This window comes from Bradyrhizobium sp. DOA1 (assembly GCF_001593325.1).
Lineage (GTDB): Bacteria > Pseudomonadota > Alphaproteobacteria > Rhizobiales > Xanthobacteraceae > Bradyrhizobium.
On record NZ_JXJM01000001.1, the window covers coordinates 4,661,033 to 4,680,378 of the forward strand.

Annotated in this window: 20 protein-coding genes; 8 read left to right on the plus strand and 12 right to left on the minus strand. The window is 64.1% G+C overall.

The window, feature by feature from the left end:
* The 3 genes from SE91_RS21815 to SE91_RS21825 form a co-directional block, all read left to right on the plus strand.
* Window positions 1-699 (plus strand): ABC transporter ATP-binding protein (locus SE91_RS21815; protein ID WP_061849061.1); only part of this gene is annotated, 699 nt, incomplete at its 5' end.
* Complete coding sequence (locus tag SE91_RS21820; RefSeq protein ID WP_061849062.1) at window positions 696-1,028, plus strand: hypothetical protein; 333 nt, start codon at window positions 696-698, stop codon at window positions 1,026-1,028. The genes SE91_RS21815 and SE91_RS21820, both read left to right, overlap by 4 nt.
* Before the next feature lie 4 nt (window positions 1,029-1,032).
* Window positions 1,033-2,088 (plus strand): ABC transporter substrate-binding protein, encoded by a 1,056-nt coding sequence (locus SE91_RS21825; RefSeq protein ID WP_061849063.1) that lies wholly within the window; start codon window positions 1,033-1,035, stop codon window positions 2,086-2,088.
* A 119-nt stretch (window positions 2,089-2,207) separates the two neighbouring features.
* On the opposite strand, the gene SE91_RS21830 is transcribed toward SE91_RS21825, so the two are convergent.
* The 4 genes from SE91_RS21830 to SE91_RS21845 form a co-directional block, all read right to left on the minus strand.
* Entirely contained in the window at window positions 2,208-3,761 is a 1,554-nt protein-coding gene (locus tag SE91_RS21830) for a peroxidase family protein (RefSeq protein ID WP_061849064.1), read from the minus strand.
* 247 nt (window positions 3,762-4,008) lie between these two features.
* Window positions 4,009-4,281 carry a hypothetical protein gene (locus SE91_RS21835; protein WP_061851237.1) on the minus strand — a complete coding sequence of 91 codons (273 nt, stop codon included), beginning with the start codon at window positions 4,279-4,281 and terminating at the stop codon, window positions 4,009-4,011.
* A gap of 143 nt (window positions 4,282-4,424) precedes the next feature.
* A complete protein-coding gene (locus tag SE91_RS21840; protein ID WP_061849065.1) occupies window positions 4,425-5,156 on the minus strand; it encodes a cytochrome c biogenesis CcdA family protein in 732 nt (243 codons plus the stop codon).
* Between the two features lie 202 nt (window positions 5,157-5,358).
* Window positions 5,359-5,595: a hypothetical protein gene (locus tag SE91_RS21845; RefSeq protein WP_245318607.1), complete on the minus strand. Its 237-nt coding sequence runs from the start codon at window positions 5,593-5,595 to the stop codon at window positions 5,359-5,361.
* 512 nt (window positions 5,596-6,107) lie between these two features.
* On the opposite strand from SE91_RS21845, the gene SE91_RS21850 reads away from it, so the two are divergent.
* The 4 genes from SE91_RS21850 to SE91_RS21865 all read left to right on the plus strand — a co-directional run bounded on the left by SE91_RS21850 (window position 6,108) and on the right by SE91_RS21865 (window position 9,061).
* A complete protein-coding gene (locus SE91_RS21850; RefSeq protein WP_060735419.1) occupies window positions 6,108-7,157 on the plus strand; it encodes a LysR family transcriptional regulator in 1,050 nt (349 codons plus the stop codon).
* Window positions 7,158-7,186: 29 nt separating this feature from the next.
* Entirely contained in the window at window positions 7,187-7,558 is a 372-nt protein-coding gene (locus SE91_RS21855; protein ID WP_020608151.1) for a helix-turn-helix domain-containing protein, read from the plus strand.
* A gap of 289 nt (window positions 7,559-7,847) precedes the next feature.
* The gene (locus SE91_RS21860; RefSeq protein WP_061849067.1) at window positions 7,848-8,669 is read left to right on the plus strand and encodes an enoyl-CoA hydratase; all 822 of its coding nucleotides are present in this window, start codon (window positions 7,848-7,850) and stop codon (window positions 8,667-8,669) included.
* 104 nt (window positions 8,670-8,773) lie between these two features.
* Window positions 8,774-9,061, plus strand: a complete 288-nt coding sequence (locus SE91_RS21865; RefSeq protein ID WP_008550548.1) for a hypothetical protein — start codon at window positions 8,774-8,776, stop codon at window positions 9,059-9,061.
* Between the two features lie 52 nt (window positions 9,062-9,113).
* Here the strand turns inward: SE91_RS21865 and SE91_RS21870 are convergent, their stop codons facing one another.
* From SE91_RS21870 to SE91_RS21905, 8 genes are all read right to left on the minus strand, one after another.
* Entirely contained in the window at window positions 9,114-10,193 is a 1,080-nt protein-coding gene (locus SE91_RS21870; RefSeq protein WP_061849068.1) for an isocitrate/isopropylmalate dehydrogenase family protein, read from the minus strand.
* A gap of 141 nt (window positions 10,194-10,334) precedes the next feature.
* A complete protein-coding gene (locus SE91_RS21875) occupies window positions 10,335-11,402 on the minus strand; it encodes an alcohol dehydrogenase (protein WP_008550552.1) in 1,068 nt (355 codons plus the stop codon).
* Between the two features lie 75 nt (window positions 11,403-11,477).
* A complete protein-coding gene (locus SE91_RS21880; RefSeq protein WP_061849069.1) occupies window positions 11,478-12,449 on the minus strand; it encodes an ABC transporter ATP-binding protein in 972 nt (323 codons plus the stop codon).
* Window positions 12,446-13,438, minus strand: coding sequence for an ABC transporter ATP-binding protein (locus SE91_RS21885; protein ID WP_060735417.1), 993 nt, complete (start codon window positions 13,436-13,438; stop codon window positions 12,446-12,448). The genes SE91_RS21880 and SE91_RS21885 overlap by 4 nt, the downstream gene beginning before the upstream one ends.
* Window positions 13,435-14,304, minus strand: a complete 870-nt coding sequence (locus SE91_RS21890; protein ID WP_061849070.1) for an ABC transporter permease — start codon at window positions 14,302-14,304, stop codon at window positions 13,435-13,437. The genes SE91_RS21885 and SE91_RS21890 overlap by 4 nt, the downstream gene beginning before the upstream one ends.
* On the minus strand, window positions 14,291-15,241 hold the full coding sequence (locus SE91_RS21895) for an ABC transporter permease (RefSeq protein ID WP_008550569.1): 951 nt from the start codon (window positions 15,239-15,241) through the stop codon (window positions 14,291-14,293). Before SE91_RS21895 ends, SE91_RS21890 begins: the two co-directional genes overlap by 14 nt.
* A 7-nt stretch (window positions 15,242-15,248) precedes the next feature.
* Window positions 15,249-16,787, minus strand: coding sequence for an ABC transporter substrate-binding protein (locus SE91_RS21900; RefSeq protein ID WP_061849071.1), 1,539 nt, complete (start codon window positions 16,785-16,787; stop codon window positions 15,249-15,251).
* A 132-nt stretch (window positions 16,788-16,919) separates the two neighbouring features.
* The gene (locus SE91_RS21905) at window positions 16,920-18,116 is read right to left on the minus strand and encodes a CaiB/BaiF CoA transferase family protein (RefSeq protein WP_061849072.1); all 1,197 of its coding nucleotides are present in this window, start codon (window positions 18,114-18,116) and stop codon (window positions 16,920-16,922) included.
* 194 nt (window positions 18,117-18,310) lie between these two features.
* Here SE91_RS21905 and SE91_RS21910 point away from each other — a divergent pair.
* Window positions 18,311-19,346 (plus strand): glycogen/starch synthase (locus tag SE91_RS21910; RefSeq protein WP_061849073.1); only part of this gene is annotated, 1,036 nt, incomplete at its 3' end.

The following is a 19,346-nucleotide window of genomic DNA, read 5'->3' on the forward strand; positions in this document are numbered from 1 at the left end:
CATGTCACCGCCGTTCACGACGTCTCGCTGGACGTCGAGCCCGGCGAATTCATCTCGGTGGTCGGCCCCTCCGGCTGCGGCAAGACGACGATCCTGAACATGATCGCCGGGTTCATCCCTTACTCGAAGGGGGACATCCTGCTCGACGGCAAGCCGGTGCATGGGCCTGGCCCCGAGCGCGGTGTCGTGTTCCAGTCCTTCGCGCTGTTTCCCTGGAAGACGGTGCTCGACAATGTCGGCTTCGGCCCGAAGATGCGCGGCGTGCCGAAGGCCGAGCGCGACCGCATCGCGCGCGAATACCTCGCGCTCGCCGGATTGTCGCACGCGGCGCACCGCTACCCCAACGAACTTTCCGGCGGCATGCAGCAGCGCGTCGGCGTGGTGCGCGCACTCGCCAACAATCCCGACGTCCTGCTGATGGACGAGCCGTTCGCGAGCGTCGACGCACAGACCCGCATGACGCTCCAGGAGGAGCTGACCCGCATCTGGCAGGAGCGCAAGCCGACGGTGATCTTCATCACCCATGACGTGTCGGAAGCCGTGTTTCTCGCCAATCGCGTGGTCGTGCTGTCGAAGGGACGCGTGCTCGATCAGATCGCGGTCGACCTTCCGCGTCCCCGCATCTGGGACGATCTCGTCAAGGATGACCACTTCAAGCAGCTCTCCGCGCGCGTGCTCCAGATGGTGCGTGCGGCATGAGCATCGCCTCCGATGTCTTGCGCTCGTCGAAAGGCCGCGTCGTGCTCGGCGTCGTTGCGGCATGGGCGCTGTTTCAGCTCTGGCTGACGATGGCCGCGCCGGGAAAGATCGCGCCGGAGCTGAAGGGCACATCGGAAAAGGTGAACGTACAGATCGAGCTGCCGTTCACGCCGGAGCGCTTCCACGTGCTGGCGTTCCAGCAATACGGGCGCGTCTCGGGAACGGACGAGCATTCGATCGAACTTCGTGGCGTCAAAAGAACGGACCTCAGGGCCGTTGCCCGCCCCTATTGGGTGACGGCGGTGGGGCCGATAAAAGAGGGAGGCTGAGACTATGAAACGACTCGTGCTGCTTGGACTGGCGCTTCTCGCCGGCATGGTGCCGGCAAGCGCCCAGACCCTGACGAAACTCAAGGCCGGCATGGTGACCGGCATCGACCAGATCGGCCTGCCGATCGCGCTCGAGCGCGGCTTCTTCGAGAAATACGGGCTCGATGTCACGATCGCACGCCCCTACGCGACCGGCGTCGACGCGTTGAACGCCTTGCAGGCCGGCGAAAGCGAGATCGTGCAGGTCGGCGTGCCCATGATCGGTGCCGTGCTGCGCGGGATGGACCTCGTCGCACTCGGCAATTACAGCGGCAATGCCACCAAGGCCGGCTCCGACGCGACGATGGCGATCATCGCGCGCGAAGGTTCGGGCATCGTCAAGGGCGACCTGTCGACGCTGAAGGGCAAGAAGATCGCGGCGTCCTTCGGCACCATCAACCATCTCTACATCCTGGCGACGCTGGAGAAGGCCGGGCTGAAGCCTGATGACGTGACGCTGGTCAACACGCCGCCGCCGGACATGACCGTCGCCCTGCTCGCCAAGGGCATCGATGCGTTCTCGGGATGGGATCCCTGGCCGATCGTCGCGGGTAAGGACGTGCCGGGAGCGGTCGAGATCATCAGGGGCGGCGACGTGATCTCCTATCTCGGCTTCAACGTCGCGCTACGCCCCTGGGTGCAGGCCAACGGCGAGACCATCGAGAAATTCCTTGCCGCGGTCTCCGAGGCCGATCAGTGGATGCGCAAGAATCCGAAGCAGGCGGCGCAAGTCGCCACGCGCTGGATTCCGGGACTGAAGCAGGACGTCGCCGAGGCCGCGATGCAGTTCAACATCCAGCAGGCGGACCGCCGGCTGTCGGCGAACAATTACCGCGCGCTCTGGAGTGCCGAAGATCGGCTCGCCCGCCTCGGCATCCTCAAATCGACCTTCGACGTCAATGCGCATATCGAGCCGAAGCACATTCTCAAGGTCATGAAGGATCGGCCGGAACTGTTCGCCGACTTGCCGCCGATCCCGGAGTCGGCGGCAATCTCGCCGGGTTACGTGTTCAAGCCTTGAGTCTTTTGCAAACATCGAGACCGGCGCGCTGAGCGCGCCGGTCTCGCGATCGTCTGCAACGCTAAAGCGTCTCCAGCCCCGGCGTCATTGTTGCAACCGGCGGTCGCCGGTCATCCCACCTAGACTGTCGAGATACCATCGATCGGGCTGATATCTCCCACGAATCGCAGCAGGTCGGCCATCGTGAACTCGCCCGGCACCTGCGACGGAAGCGTCGGCTTCCAGGTCTTGCCCTTGAGCCAAAGGTACGACTGGCGATCGCCATGAACGAGGCCGACGAAGACCTCGGCAAGCAGCGTCGCGCCAACCGGCCCGAGCCGTTCACCACCTCCCCGCTGCTCTGCTTCCTTGAGGATGTAGTACCAGAGCGGCGTGTGCTCGTGCAGACCATGTTTCTTCGCCACCGCGCCGTCGCTGCCCTTCGAGATTTCTTCCGGCGTCAGTGGATTCTTGATCTTCATGGCCTTGGCCACGTCCTGCCCGGACGGCAATCCCAGGAGCACCCCGCGCTTGAGATTGCGGAACGGCAGGCTGCCGCCGTCACCAGGCAGTGTGTGCAGTTGCGGCACGACGAAGGGGTCGATCTTGCGAGAGGCATTCAATGCTACCCCTGGCGGATTGGAGGACAGGACCTGGTAATAGCGGCGCCAATCGATGATCCAATTGCTTGAAAGCACCGGAAGCGGGAGCGGCGGCTGGATCGGATCGGGCGCGAGATCTCCAATGATGCCTCCCGAGAGTCCGGTGAACTTGAACAGCAAATCGAGCGTCGCGGGAATGTTGCCAGGTCCGAACGTGAAGATCCTGTTGTGACTGTAGGCTTCACGAACCATGCTGTGGCCGAGGCGATAGATAGCAGCGGAAAACTCGACGGGCATGTAAGGCGTCTTCTTGAAGCGATAGAAGCGCCGACCCTGCTCGAGGATCTTCGCCACGATCCCCTTTTCGGTGATCCGCTCCACGAAGTCGTGCAAGACCATCCACTGGTAATGCCAGGTTACGATCCGGCGCGCTTCCTCGAAGATTTCACCGGGCGGCTTGCCAGCCGCCGCGAGCTGATCGCAAACCTTGTTGTGAAACTTCAGCATAGCAAGATGGGTTTGCGCGACGACGAGGTTCTCGTCGTTGCGATGGTCGCCGATCAGCGCGAACCCTTCGGGGCTGCGCGGAAGATCGTTGCGATGATTTCCGGTGACGTTTCCAAGCGGGACGTTGACGGTCTTGCCGATCAGGAGCTTGGGTCCCGGAGTCCTGCCGCTGTCGGTGGCAGAATTGCGCGCGTACAGGTGGCGGCTTCCGTCGGGACCGAGACCATACACGCTGTCGAGGTCGAGCGCCGGCGTGCGGAAATTCTGCACAGCCATGGGATCGGCCTCCTTGTCGCCAAAGGAGGTCAGGTCCAGCGTGATGTCATGATCGACGAATTGTCCGAGATAGGTGAAGCCGGCGGGCACGTTGACATTGTTTCCCGCAGCGTCGCCAGGAGCGGAATCCTTCATCGCATCGGCGAGCTCATGCAGCGGACCGTCGTCGACGGCCAGAGGCTCGAGTGCCGGAAACATCCGACCGAACATGCCGGGATCATCGTGTCCGGTCAGCGTATCCAGAAATTGCCGCGTCGGTTGACGTCCGGCTTTGCCGTGGCCGGGCTGAACGTTTACGTCGGTTCCCATCGCTTGCTCCTGCTTGAAATGCTGAAAGGGAGAGGGGCGACGAAGGTGTCGATTGTTCCAAAATGCTCGTTTCAGTATAGGTCTTTGAAAATTGCCCCTCAGGGTGCAGTACGATGAAATATTACCATAGATTGCATTCTGCAGAGAGCTTCGGCAGCGAGGCGTTTTGCCCCACCAACGACACAGGCTTTTGATCGGCTGGAGCTCAAACCAAAAAGACTAAGGCGCGATCAATGAGCCACCGCACTCAGCGTCTTGCAGTGAACTGCGCCCAGATCTCGGCGTCCGTATAGAAGTCAACGCCACCGTCCAGATCTCTCACCAGCCACTCGCCAAGATAAACGATCTGAGTGCCGCTGCGCCGCGCGTGGCGGAGCTCGAATTTTCCCTCAGCATCCTTCTGCAGCGAGCAGGTCGATTGAACCCAGCTCGGCCACTCCTGAAACGGCTGTCCAACGAACTGCCAGGCAACCAAAGCGGCGATGTTGGGCAACGGCTCTAAAACCAGTGTCTTGTTCACGCGATCTCCATCATGCAGTTGTCCCTGCTGCAACGCCTCGGGACCGGAAAGGTTTGATATTTCTCGACTGCAGGAGAGCATGTCCTGGCTCGCGCGGTGGCCCTCAAAATCCGGTTTTCCACCCGTGAAAACACGGTTCCGCCCTACCCGATAGTTTGCAACGCCGGGAACGTCTCCAGCAGCCAGATGCTCACATTCGAGACTGCGCCGGTGAGGAAGCCGATGCCGGTGATCACCATCAACACGCCCATGGCACGCTCGACATTGACGAGCTGGCCCTTCATCCGCGCGAACAGCGCGGAGAACTGCTCGATCATCAGGGCGGCGAGCAGGAAGGGAATACCGAGCCCGGCGGAATAGACGGCGAGCAGGCCCGCGCCCTTGGTCACCGTCGCCTCCGCCGCGGCGATCGAGAGGATCGCCGCGAGGATCGGGCCGATGCAGGGTGTCCAGCCGAAGGCGAAAGCGAGCCCCATGATGTAGGCGCCCCACAGCCCGACGGGTTTCGGAATCGGCAGCCGGCCCTCGCGCATCAACAGACCGATCCGTGTCAGGCCGAGGAAGTGCAGGCCCATGATGATGATGGCGATGCCGGCGAGGATCGACAGTTCGCCCGACCAGGCGCGGATCAGCCCGCCGATCAGCGAAGCACTGGCGCCGAGCGCCACGAACACCGTGGAGAAGCCGAGCACGAACAGGAGCGCCGACATCAGGATCGCGCGCTTGGATGCCGCCGCCGGCTTGTCGCTCTCGACATGCTCGATCGTGGCGCCCGTTAGGTAGATCAGATAAGGCGGGACCAGAGGCAGGACGCAAGGCGAGAGGAAGCTGACGAGGCCGGCAATCAGCGCCGCCGGGATCGAAACATTTTGCATGATGCAATCGGAGCCATCTCAGGCCCGGCACGACGCGACGGAAGCGCGCGACCTGAGCCGAACCGGCTCTGGTGTAGCCGATGCCGGAGAATGCGCAACAGAGGGGCGCAAAACCAGGGCTCCTCCCGATGCCATCCGTGATCACAGATACGGCATCGGGACGCGCACAAATCTCGCCAAACAGCGAGGTTCGGCGGCGCGGCTACTTCACCACGCGGAGCAGCGGACGCCGGGGCTGGACCTGCGCCTGCTTGGAAGGGGACGACGGTTCGCTCGCAGCGTTCCGCAGCATTTCGTCGCACAATGCCTTGAGATCGGCATCGTCAATTCCTTTGAGCTTCATCCTGACGTCGAGGATGACAATGGACAGCAGCTCGGCCGATTCGCGGCTGTTGCTCGCAATGAGAACCCTCCGGCACTCCTCGAGCGTTTCCAGCACCGACTGCAAATGTTCGTCTGAATGCGACACCGGCGTTCTTTCCGTTATTTCGGGCTGCGAGACGTTGATGTGACGACCCCTTCGGCCCCCGTGGAGACCAGAAGATAGCACGAGGCCGCTTTGCCTCCGAATATGATTTCCGCGTGTTTCCGCGGCGAAACCGCGGTTCCCGCGCACATCGTCCCACGATGCCGCCAGCGAGCGTCGGCGCGATCCGAAGCAAGACGCCTCGCGCGTTGTGATTGATCCATCCGGAAGGGGGGCAACGACTCTCGCGCAGGGACGTCCATTCCGGACAGCGCCAGCAATCCCGCAGCCATCTCGAGGCTTGCAACGGAACTCACGCGATACCCCTCAAACGGACGATAACTTGCCCGATTCCCAGCCCGTGGCAGCACTCAAATACCGCTCGCGAGATAGTAAGGATGACGTTCAAAACTCATCATCCCGCAACCCGCCGTGGTTGTGGTTTGCGCCAGATTCTGCCAGTTTAGCGTCCTGAAGGGAATTGTATGCACTCCTTGGCGGAAAGGGGCGTTCCGCTGGAAGAACGCCCAAAACCAAACCTCGGCGGCCTCTCGGATTGGGACGCGGCCCGCATATTTCTGGAAGTCGTTCGATGCGGAAGTTTCCGCTCGGCGGCCGAACGCCTTTCGCTATCGATCAACGCCGTCCGCCGCCGGATCGATGATTTCGAGCGCCAGACCGGCACCACCCTCTTTACCCGCGACGTTCACGGCACGCATCTGACCGACGAAGGCGCGATGGTGGTCTCGGCGGTCGAGCGCATGGAGGCGGCCGCCTTCGACGTGCTGCGCACCAGCGATTCCACGGCCAACGCGCTGTCCGGCGAGGTCCGTGTCGCCGTGACCGAGGGACTTGGGACGTTCTGGCTTGCCCCGCGGCTGGTCGAGTTTCAGCAGGCCTATCCGAAGATCCTGGTCGACCTGCATTGCGCGATGCGCTCGGCCGACGTCTCCCGCCACGAGGCCGACGTCGCCATCCATCTGTCGCGTCCCTCGGCGCTCGACGTCAAGCTGGTGCGGCTCGGCCGCATGCATCTGATGTTCTGGGCCGCCGAGAAATACATCGCAAAACATGGCGCGCCGCGTTCGGCGGCCGAATTGATCAAGCACCGCTTGGTGCTGCAATTCGCCGACCAGCTCGCCGCCAAGGAATCTTTCGAGAGCTTCTTCCCGGGCGTTTCGGAGCGTGACCTTCTGGTCATGAAGACCAACGTCTCCAGCGCCAACTATTGGGCGGTCGCAAATGGCGCGGGCATCGGCGTCTTCCCGAGCTACGCCATTGCGCTCGGCGGGAAATTGATTCCACTGGAGGTCGAGCTGAACCGACCGCTGGATATCTGGCTGTCCTACCATCCCGGTAGCGGACGGATTCCGCGCGTACGGCACATGATTGACTGGCTGATCGAGGCTTTCAATCCAGCTCGTTTCCCGTGGTTTAAGGAAGAGTTCGTGCATCCGCATGAATTCAAGGACTCCTATATGGGCGAACCCCTGACCCAGCTCTTCGGGGGATTTTCAACCGAAGAACAACGGTGAGAACGAAGATGAAAGCAGCGGCGAAAAGAATGAAGCAGCGCAGTGCCGGCAAGCCGGACATTGAGCTTGGCAAGCGGATCCGGTTGCGGCGCGTCGAGATGAAGATCTCGCAGGCCGAGCTGGGCGAGAAGCTGGGCGTCAGCTTCCAGCAGGTCCAGAAATACGAGAAGGGCGTCAATCGCGTCGGCGCGGCTCGGCTTCAGCAGATCGCCTCGGCCCTCGATGTGCCCGTGACCTTCTTCTATGACGGCGACAACAAGGCGCGCGAAGTGGAGAGCCTGCTCTTCCTCGACAGCGCCTTCAGCCTGCGGCTGCTGCGCGCCTACAGCAAGATCAAGGACCAGACAGTGCAGCGTCAGCTCGTCTCGCTGATGGAATCGATCGCCGCGAACGAAAGCTGAGATCGATCGACGGTCCGGCCTTCAACGGCCGACGTTCAATCCGCCGCGTCACGGGGATGCGGCCGGATTGGACCAGACCGAGCGGGATATGCTGTGCCGCGCGCTTGCGCACGGACTGTCTTGGGGCGGCATGGCCGCCCCTTTTCTTGGCCGTTTGGTACCGTCCCCGAACCTTGCGCGCGCCATGCAATCGCAGCACAGGCGGATGCAAGCGCGCCTATCCCGTTCCCGTTGACCGTCGCGATGCCCGCGCAGCACATTGCACCTCGCCATAACCAGCGAGCGCGCGATGTCCGACATATCAAGCACCGCCGAAACGGCTTACGCCGACGGCAAGATCCTGACGCACACGACCAGCGGCGTCGGCGTGATCACCTTCAACAACCCGGACAAGCGCAACGCGATGTCGCTGGAAATGTGGGAGGGGTTCGGCGCGGCGCTGACGAGCCTGCGCGACGACGACACCGTGCGCGTCGTGATCCTGCGTGGCGCAGGTGGCAAAGCATTCGTGTCAGGGGCCGACATCAGCCAGTTCGAGAAGACTCGCCATAACGCGGCGGCTTCAGAGGAATATGCCAGGCGCAGCGCTGCCCAGCGCGCGCTGCTCGCCGACTATCCCAAACCGACCATCGCCTGCATCCAGGGCTTTTGCCTCGGCGGCGGCATGCAGGTCGCGATGCTCGCCGATATCCGCATCGCCTCGCCCGACAGCCAGTTCGGCATCCCCGCCGCCAGGCTCGGCATCGCCTACGGGTATGATGGCTTGCGGTACCTGGTCTCGCTGGTCGGCCCGTCCTGGGCACGTCTTCTGATGTACACCGGCATGCGCATCGATTCCGCCGAGGCACTGCGCATCGGCCTCGTCGAGCGCATATTCCCGGTCGACGATCTCTGGGCCGAGACCATGGGGCTCGCGCACACCATTTCCGAGAACGCGCCGCTCGCGATCAAGGCGGCCAAGATCACCATCGCGCAGGTTCTGAAGGACGAGAGCCAGCGCGACATGGACGCGATCAAGGCGATCGGCAATGCCTGCATGGACTCCCAGGATTTTCGCGAGGGCCGGCAGGCCTTCATGGAAAAGCGCAGGCCCAAGTTTCAGGGGCGCTGAATCTGAACCAACGTTCAGGAAGATTAAATTCTTCGGACAATTCAATGCAGTAGCAACCAGGTGATCCGTCAAAAGTTCTCCCGCCACCAACGAGGGAGATTGCGATGACACTCAAATTTGCTGTTCTTGGTCTGGCTGCCATCGGCGGTGTGGCGCTCGCGTCGGGACCGGCGCTCGCGGCAATGCCGAACGGCATCCCGCAAGCAGACAAGATTGCAGGTGGTCCCGCCGCAGAGGTCGATCAGGTGCGCTGGGTCTGCAACCCCTGGGGACGCTGCTTCTGGCGACCGAACTATTACCGCTCCTACGGCTATTACGGCGGTCCCCGCTTCTACGGTGCGCGCCCGTGGGGTTGGCGCCATCACCATCACCGCCATTGGCGCCGCTGGTGACCACGAAGGGGCCTGCGGGCCCCTTTTTTTCTTTGACTCCGGCTTTCTCTGCCTACAGCGCCGCGAGCACCGCCTTGGTGATGTCGGCGGTGCCGTTGCTGCCGCCGAATTCCATCGGCTTGATGCCACCGGCATAGACCTGATCCACCGCACGCTCGATCGTCTCGCCGGCTTCCGCCGCACTCTCGACGCCGTGCTTGTCGGCGAGCCAGTCCAGCATCATCGCCGCCGACAGGATCATGCCGGTGGGATTGGCCTTGCCCTGCCCCATGATGTCGGGCGCGGTGCCGTGGCACGGCTGAAACACCGCGTATTTGTCGCCGATGTCGGCCGACGGCGCCATGCCGAGGCCGCCGATCAGGCTCGCGGTGATGTCGGAGACGATGTCGCCGAACATGTTCTCCATCACCATCACGTCGAAATCCCAGGGCCGCTTGACCAGCATCGCCGAGCAGGCATCGACATAGAGCCGGTCCGTCTTCACATTGGGATGCTTCTTCTCGATCTCGTCGAAGATGTCGCGGAAGAAGGCAAACGCCTTGAACACGTTCGCCTTGTCGACGCAGGTGAGCGCACCGGGCTTGCCGCGCGCCTTGCGTCGTTCGGCGAGGCGGAACGAGAACTCGAACAGGCGCTCGGAGGTCCTGCGCGTGATCACCATGGTCTCGCGCGCATCCTCATGGGTGACGATGCCCTTGCCCATCGAGGCGAACAAGCCTTCGGTCGACTCCCTGATCACGACGAGATCGATGCCGCGCGTGTCCGCGCCGACGATCGGACTCGGCACGCCCGGAATGAGCCGCGCCGGACGCACGCCGGCGTAGAGATCGAAGATGAAGCGCAGCTCGATCTGCGGCGCGATCTCGGTGTTATCAGGATAGCGCACCGACGGCAGCCCGCAGGCCCCGAGCAGGATCGCGTCCGCCTCCTCGCACAGCCTGATCGTCGAGTCAGGCATCGACTTTCCGGTGGCGAGATAATTGTTGGCGCCGGCCGGCGCCTCGGTGAAGCGGAAGCTCAGGCCGGATTTCTGCTCGACCTTGCGCAGCACCTCGATGGCCGGCGCCATGACCTCGGGACCGATACCGTCACCGGCGAGCACGGCAATGTGGAAGGCGTTGTTTGCGGGCATTGGGATTCCTGAGTGAAGGAAGGTGTAGCCTCGTCATTGCGAGGAGCTCTTGCGACGCAGCAATCCAGAAATGCATCCGCAGAGACAGTCTGGATTGCTTCGTCGCTTCGCTCCTCGCAATGACGGAGGAGAGAGCGTTCGTTACGGCGTCAGCACCGTGCGTCCGACCACAGCGCCCTGCTGCAACTGCACCAGCGCATCGTTGGCCTTCGCGAGCGGTGCGGTCGTCACCGGGATCGGTGGCACCTTCTTCGTGCGCACGAGGTCGAGCAGCTCCTGCGTCTCGCGCAGATTGCCGACATAGCTGCCCTGGATCGTGATGGCCTTGATCGGAATCAGCGGCAGCGCCCAGGTCGCGCCGCCGCCGAACAGGCCGACGATCACGAGCTTGCCGCCCTTGGTGAGGCAATCGAAGCCGAGCTGCGTCGTGGCGGCGTTGCCGACGAGATCGATCACGGCCCGGATCGGCCCGCCCGCTTTCTTCGCAAGCTGCTCCAGTGCATCCGGCGCCTTGGGATCGACGGTCGCGAGCGCGCCGGCCTTCTCCGCCGCTTCGCGCTTCCTGGCGTCGATGTCGACCATGATCGCGCCCTTGCCGCCCATCGCCTTCAGCAGCGACAGCGCCATTAGGCCGAGGCCGCCGGCGCCGAACATCACGATCGGCGTATCGAAATGCTGCTCCACCTTTTTCAGCGCGCTGTAGGTGGTGACGCCCGAGCAGGCATAGGGCGCGGTCGTCGCCGGGTCGAGCCCTTTCAGATTGAGCAGATAGCGCGGATGCGGCACCAGCATGTGATCGGAGTAGCCGCCGTCGCAATAGACCCCGAGAGAGCGCGGCGTGAGGCACATGTTCTCGTCACCGGCCAGGCACGTCGCGCATTTGCCGCAGCCGATCCAGGGATAGACGAGGCCGACATCGCCGTGCCTGAGATCGCCCTGATCGGTCGGCTTCACATCGGGGCCGAAAGCGAGAACCTCACCGACGGTCTCATGGCCCATGGTCAGCGGCAGGTTGATGCCGCGATCCTTCAGCGACAGCGGCTTGCGGCCATGGCCGAGATCGTAGCCACCCTCCCAGATGTGGAGGTCGCTGTGGCAGACGCCCGCGGCCTTGACCTTGATCAGCACCTGCGTGCCCGACGGCTGCGGCGTCGCCTCGTCGACCTCCTGCAGCGGCGCCTTGAAATCGGCAACCTTGAAACTCTTCATCGGCGTCCTCCCGCATGCTTCTCGTTGTCGCGTCACCATGCCATGGCCGGCAAGGCGAGACAAACCGGTCTTAGTTCAGGCCAACGGATGGTGGCAAGCGGCGAACTGGCCGGGCGCGACCTCGCGCAACTCCGGTATCTCCGCGCTGCATTGCTGATCGGCGCGCGGGCAGCGGGTGCGGAAGCGGCAGCCGGACGGCGGCGCAATCGGCGATGGCGGCTCGCCGGCCGCCACACTCTCGGCGGGACGCACATCCGGATCGGGCACGGGGATCGCCTGCAACAGCAGCCCGGTATAGGGATGTGCAGGCTTTGCGAACAACTGCTCCGAGGGCCCGACCTCGCAGAGCCGGCCGAGATACATCACGGCGACACGGTCGCTGACGGCTTTGACCACCGCAAGGTCATGCGCAATGAACAGCAGTGTCAGCCCGAAGCGCGCCTTCATCTCTTCCAGCAGATTGAGGATCTGCGCCCGGATGGAGACGTCGAGCGCCGACACCGGCTCGTCGCAGACGATGAACTCGGGATTGAGCACCAGCGCGCGCGCGATGCAGATGCGCTGGCACTGGCCGCCGGAGAATTCATGCGGCAGGCGACCCGCCACGAGATCAGGATCGAGCCCGACCGCGGAGAGCACCTCGTGCACCCTACGCTTGCGCTCGGCGGCATCCTTGATCCCGGCGATGATCAGCGGCTCGGCGACGATGTCGCCGATGCGGCGGCGCGGGTTGAGCGAGGCGATCGGATCCTGGAAGATCAGCTGCACGCGGCGACGCATCTTGCGCAGCGCCTCGCCCTGCATTGCGGTCAGATCCTCGCCGTCGAACATCACCTGGCCGGATTTGGCGCGGCGCAATTGCAGCACCGCGCGCCCCAGCGTCGACTTGCCGCAGCCGGATTCGCCGACCAGCCCCAGCGTCTCGCCGCGCGCGACCTCGAGGCTGACGCCTGAGACGGCATGCACCGTCTTGTTGCCGAGGCCATATTCGACCACGAGATTGTCGACGTTGAGCAGCGGCGCGGGGCGCACGGCAAGTTGCATCATGCGCCGATCCCCTCGGCCATCCGGATCGGATGGAAGCAGGCATAGAGATGACCAGCCATCTCGGCGCCCTTCAGCTCGGGCTTGGCCTCATGGCAGCGCCCCGCGGCATAGCGGCAGCGCGGCGCAAAGGAGCAGCCCTTCAGCGGCCGCGTCGGATCGGGCGGGCGGCCGGAGATCGCAGGCAGGGGCGTATGCGGTGCGGCCTCCAGCTTCGGAATCGCCGCCAGCAGCGCCTCGGTGTAGGGCATGTGCATGCGCTTGAAGAGTGCAGATGTCGGCGCACGCTCCACCACCCTGCCCGCATACATCACCGCGACCTCGTCGGCGCGGCCGGCGACGACTCCGAGATCATGTGTAATGATGATCATCGCCATGTGCCGGCGGCGCTGCTCACGGGCCAGCAGATCGAGGATCTGCGCCTGGATGGTGACGTCGAGCGCCGTCGTCGGCTCATCCGCGATCAAGAGCTTCGGCTCGCAGGACAGCGCAATTGCGATCGCAATGCGCTGGCGCATGCCGCCGGAGCATTGATGCGGATATTGCGCGAGCCGCTGCTCCGGCGCCGGAATGCCGACGGCCGCCAGCAGCTCGATGCTGCGCTTCTTCGCCGCCGGCGCATCCAGCTCGAGATGCTCCTGGATCGTCTCCATCAACTGGGTGCCGATGGTCAGCACCGGGTTGAGCGAGGTCATGGGATCCTGGAACACGACGGCGAGATCGCGCCCGCGCAGACGGCGCAAGCGTTCTGGATCGAGCCGCACCAGATCCTCGCCGTCGAACATCACGCGTCCGGTGAGTTTTGCCTTCTTCGGCAGCAGCTGAAGCACCGCGCGCGACAGCATGGTCTTGCCGCAGCCGGATTCGCCGACGATGCCGAGCGTGCGGCCGGCGTTAAGCGCGAGATCGACATGATCGACGGCGCGCAGGTTTCCGCGTGGCGTCGGCAGCTCGACCGCGACGTCCTCGATGATCAGAAGCGGGCCGCTCACAGCGCCCCCTGACGCGGGTCGGTCAGCGCCCGCAAAGTATCACCGACGAGGTTGAAGGCCAGCACGGTCAGGAACAGCCCCGTTGCCGGCAGGAAGGCGAGCCGCGGCGCCACGTCGAGGCTCTCGCGTCCCTCACCGATCATGCTGCCCCAGCTCGCCATCGGCGGCGGCACGCCGAGGCCGAGAAACGACAGCGCACCCTCGACCACGATGGTGACGGCGACGCCGAGCAGGAAGAAGGCGAGCAGCGGCAGGATCACGTTCGGCAACAGCTCGCGCAGGATGATGCGGGCATGGCTGGCGCCCAACGCCTCCGCGGCGATCACGAATTCGCGCCGCGCCAGCGTCAGCGTCGCCGCGCGTGCCACGCGCATGAAGGCGGGAATCCCGAGCACGCCGAGGATCATGGTGAGATTGGGAACGGATTGGCCGAGATAGGCCGTCACGGCGAGCGCCAAGATGAGCGGCGGAAAGGCCAGCAGCACGTCCATGCTGCCGACCACCAGCGTCTCGAACCGGCCGCGAAAATAGCCGGCAAAGAGGCCGAGGGCGCCGCCGAACACGAGGCTGATCATCGGCGCGATCAGCCCGACCGTCAGCGAGACGCGCGCGCCGAAGATCAGCCGGGCCAGCTCGTCGCGCCCGAGCCCGTCGGTGCCGAGCCAATGCTCTCTAGAGAACGGCGCACGGCGCTCCAGCATGTCCATGTCGACAGGGTTTTGCAGCGGCAGCACCGGCGCGAGGATCGCAAGTGCGAGAATGATCGCAAGCCAACAACTCGCGAGCCAGAACAGGACGCCGAGCTTGCGCCGGCGGACGGGCGCCGACACGGCCTCGTCTTGAAGTGACAGCTCAAGCGTGGCCATGGCGGATCCTGGGGTCGAGCACGGCGTAGAGCATGTCGACGATGAAGTTCACGATGACGAAGCCGCAGGCGACCAGCAGCACCACGCCCTGGAGGATGACGAGGTCGCGGGTGTAGATCGCGCCGACCAGCAGCCGGCCGATACCGGGCAGCGCAAAAATCGATTCCACGATCAGCGTGCCGCCGAGCAGGCGGCCGATATTGATTCCCGTCACCGTCACCAGCGTCAGCGACGAGGGCTTGAGCGCGTGCACGAACAGGATGCGCGCGGGCGTGAGACCCTTGGCCTTGGCGAGCGCGATGTAATCCTCCTGCAAGGTTGCGATCATGTCGGAGCGCAGCACCCGCATGATCCCCGGCCATTCCGCCAGCGCCAGCGTCAGCGCCGGCAGCACGAAGAAGCGCAGGTTTGCCAGCGGCGCCTCGCTGAACGGCACGTAGCCCGTCGCCGGCAGCCAGCGCAGCTCGACCGCGAACAGATAGATCAGCAGGATCGCGGTCAGAAAAGACGGCATCGACAGCATGGCGAAGGCGCCGCCGGTCATGAAGCGGTCGAACGCGCCGCCGGCACGCGCGGCGCAGGCAATCGCAAGCGGCACGCCGATCAGGAGCCCGATGAACTCGGCCATCAGCATCAACTGCAGCGAGACCGGGATGCGCTCGGCCACCGCCTGGAGCACCGTCTGGCCGGTGCGGAAGGAACGGCCGAGATCGCCCTGCAAGACATGGCCGAGCCAGCTGAGATAGCGCCACCACAGCGGCTGATCGAGCCCCATGTCACGGCGCAGCGCCGCGACATTCTCCGGCGTCGCCTGATCGCCGAGAATGACGAGCGCAAGATCGCCCGGCAGCAGCGACGCGATCAGGAAGGTCAGCAGCGACACGGCGAGCAGAACCGGCAGCATGGCAAGCAGCCGCCGAACGACGAAGTTCAGCATCGCGCGGTCATTCCAGCCAGGTGGTCGAGACGTCGATCACGCCGTTGTAGATCTTCGGAAAGCCTTTCAGCTTGGCACTCGACAGCGCGTAATAGGTGTTCTGGAAGGTCCAGAACCAGATCGCCTCCTTGTTGATCAGGCGGCTGATCGCGCAATAATCCTCGGTGCGCTGGCCGAGATCGGCCGTGACGCGGGCGTGGTCGAGCAGCCGGTCGAGCTCCGGATCGCTGAAGTTGGACAGCGCGAGCGGGCTGCCGCTGCGGAAATTGGCGTACATCTGCGGATCGGGATCGGCGAGATCGACGATGCGCCACGGCGTCAGCTGGAATTGGCGGGTGAAGGCGCGCGATGGAATAGTGGCCTGGTCGACCTGCTCGATCTCCATATTGGCACCGGCGCGCTTCCAGAACTGCTGCAGCACCTGACCGACCATGCGGCCGCGCGGCGTCGCCGTAACCAGCATCTTGAACTCGACCGGCTTGCCGTAGTCCTTGATCAGCGCCTTGGCCTTTTCCACGTCGTACGGCAGCGCGCCGTCGTCCTTGCACTTGACCCAGGAACCGTCGCCGTAGGGATTGCTGGCGGGCCGGCTCAGGCCGTTGCTGATCGCCTGTGACATCTTCGGGCGGTCGATCGCCATCACCAGCGCCTGGCGCACGCGGACGTCGTCGAACGGCGCCACTTTGGTATTGAAGGCGTAGACCTGCGCGCCCGAGCCCTTGTAGGTATGCACCGTGAGCTTGGGGTCCTTCTGCGCCTTCATGATATTGTCGGCGTCGTTCTCGTCGTCCCAGATGATGTCCGCCTCGCCCGATTGCAGCGAAGCAAAGCGCGACTGCGCATCGGGCAGCGGCTTCAGGACGATGCGATCGAGATAGGGGCGGCCCTTGTCCCAATAATCAGGGTTCTTCTCCAGCACCATGCGGTCGCCGGCGGTCCAGGATTTCAGGATGTAGGGCCCGGTGCCAACGGGATTGCGGTTGTAGTCGTCACCCTTGGTCTTCCAGGCCGTCGGCGACTGAATGACGTTATTGGAGCTCTGGATGGTGATCACCGCAGGCAGGTTCACGGAGGGATCGGTGAGATTGTAGACGAGCGTGTAGTCGTCCGGCGCCAGCACCTCCTTGACGTTGGTGATGTAGAAGGCGCAGCGGCACTTGTTGGCGGGATTCTTCTGCCGGTCGAAGTTCTCCTTGAAGGCCTGCGCGTTGAATGGCGTGCCGTCGTGAAATTTCACTCCCTGGCGCAGCTTGAAGGTCCAGCTCATGTAGTCGTCGGAGTGCGTCCAGGACACCGCTAGTTTCGGCGCTGCCTCACCCTTCTCGTTCAGCGTGGTCAGCGTGTCGAAGATCGCGGCGGCGGCGGTGAAGGTCGAGGTGTCGTAGACGCCGACCTTGAGCGGATCGAAGCCTGCGATCTCCAGCTCCTGTCCGACGGTGATGCTGCCGCCCGATTTCTGCGCCTGCGCCGTCGGCGCGACAAGCGCGAATGCCGCAACAAGGAAAATCGGCACGCACTTGCGTGCCACCGCAGCTGCCTTCGTCATGGTTCCTCCCGGGATCCCTCGTCCGATGTTTCGGATCGTTGAATGACTGGGAAGCGAGCTTGACGACAAATGCACGCGACGGCAAGAGGAACGGCTGCGGGCTCGAACGCCGCATGTGCGGCGCAATGTGACTCAATTTGTCGCGGCTGTTTTGCCTGGCGAAACTGGCGCATCCCTTGCGAGGCCGATCTCCTCGCGCAGCGCATCCGTATGCTCGCCGAGCACGGCCATCCTCCTGGCGGGCGCGGTATCGGCTCCCGACATCCGGAACGGCACATTGAGCACCTGGAACGAGCCGCCTTCGTCCTGTACGGATGAGAACGCCTGTCGATGTGCGAGCTGCGGATCGGCCATCGCTTCCGACACGGTGCGATAGGCGGCGGCGGGGACGCCGGCCGCGCCGAGCGCGGCAAGGCATGCGTCGGTCGTGAGCTGCCGTGACCAGGCTTCGACGCCGTCCATCATCTCGACCCAGTTCTCGCGGCGCGCGGCGTAGGTCGAGAAGCGCGGATCTGAGATCCATGCGGGACGGCCGATCACCCCCATCAGGGCCTGAAACGACTTCTCGCTGGCGACGGTGATCATGACGTAGCCGCTTGCCGTCTCCGTCGGCCCGAACATCGGGCGCGCGGTCGGCTTCACCGCGAATTGCGAGGTCTGCAACTCGGTCAACGTCAGCGACAACATCGTCTCCAGCATGGAGACGTCGATGTGCTGGCCAAGGCCCGTCACGGTGCGCTGATAGAGCGCAGACGCGATCGCGCCAAAGCCATAGGTGCCGGTGACGACGTCGGCATGATAGATGCCGCAATAATCGGGGCGGTTGCGGCCGGGCTGGTAGGCGAGATGCGCCATGTCGTAGCCGGAGGCGGCGTGGATCACCGGCGCATAGGCCGGCAGCTCGGCTGAGGGGCCGGTCTGGCCGTAGCCCGAGATCGAGCAGTAGATCAGCTTCGGATTGACCTGACGCAGGCTGTCATAGTCCAGCCCAAGCCGACGCATCACGCCGGGACGAAAGTTCTCGACAAGGATGTCGGCGGTCGCCGCCAGCCGGCGCACCGTCTCCGTGCCGTCCTCGGATTTGAGGTCGAGCACCAGGCTCTTCTTGCCGACATTGAGCTGGCCGAAGGCGGTGCTGCACCCCTGGCGCAGCGGAGGCCTGGTCCGCATCGTCTCGCCGCTGTCGGTCTCGATCTTGATGACCTCGGCGCCCATGTCGGCGAGCATGCGCGTGCAATGGGGACCGGCGATCGTGGTCGAAAAATCCAGGACCCGCAGGCCTGCGAAGGCTTTTGTCGTCGTCCCCTCATGCTTATCTGCTAGCTGCATTCCTGCCTGCGTCCTTGGGTCTCTTAGGAACTCTCGAAGTTCTCTGTTGTTGATGCGGCGACCCTAGAGGGCGGCGGCTGAGTAGGAAAGTGTTTACCGAACAGACGTGCCGCGTGGGCGGGCTTTAATCATTCCGGGACAACTGGACCCGTTCTTGCATAGTAAGAAACGGGATCGACAGAGGGCAGCTGTTCTTGAGGGTCTTGTTCGTCACGACAGAGATGGACGACTTCGTCCGTGTGGGCGGACTCGGAGCCGTTTCCGCTGCCCTGCCCCGCGCCCTTCGCTCCTTTGCCGATATCCGGATCATGCTGCCGGGCTATCGCGACATCATCGAGCAACTCACGCATATTCAAATCGTTGGCCGCTGCCCCGCCTTCGCGGAGATGCCGGCCTGCTCGCTCGGGCGGGCAGCAACCAAGGACGGCCTGCCGGTCTACGTGCTGTTGTGCTCACAACTCTACGACCGGCCCGGCAATCCCTATGGCGACGAGTCCGGGCGCGACTGGCCCGACAACGACATCCGCTTCGCGCGCTTTGCCTCGGCAGCCGCTGAGCTGGCCATGGGCAAGCTGGACAAGAATTGGGCAGCAGACCTGATCCATGCCAATGACTGGCAGGCCTCGCTCGTGCCGGCCTATCTCGCCTGGCGCGGCGCCAAGCTGCCGTCGATCCTGACCATCCACAACCTCGCCTATCAGGGCCTCTTCCCGAAGGACTCGCTGCGGCGGATCGGCGCACCGGAGAGCTCCTTCCACATCGACGGCGTCGAATTCTACGACCAGGTCTCCTTTCTCAAGGCCGGGCTGGTCTACGCATCGCATCTCACCACCGTCAGCGGCACCTATGCGCGGGAGATCACGACGGAGGAATTCGGCTGCGGTCTGGAAGGCCTGCTTCGCGTCCGCTCCGACGCCGCCGAGCTCACCGGCATCCTCAACGGCATCGACGAGAGCTGGGACCCGCGCTCCTGCGCCCAACTCGCCCAGCAGTTCGGCGCCGGCGACTGGGTCGGCAAGAAGGCCAATGCGGATTACGTTCGCAAGCAGTTCGGGCTCGCGGTGTCGCGCGGCCCGATGTTCGGCATCGTCGCCCGCCTGGTGCACCAGAAGGGCATCGACCTCGTCCTGTCGGCCGCCGACGAAATCGTCGATGCCGGCGGGCAGATCGTGGTCACCGGCTCGGGCGAGCCGGCACTCGAGCAGGCCCTGATCGACGCGCATCGCCGCC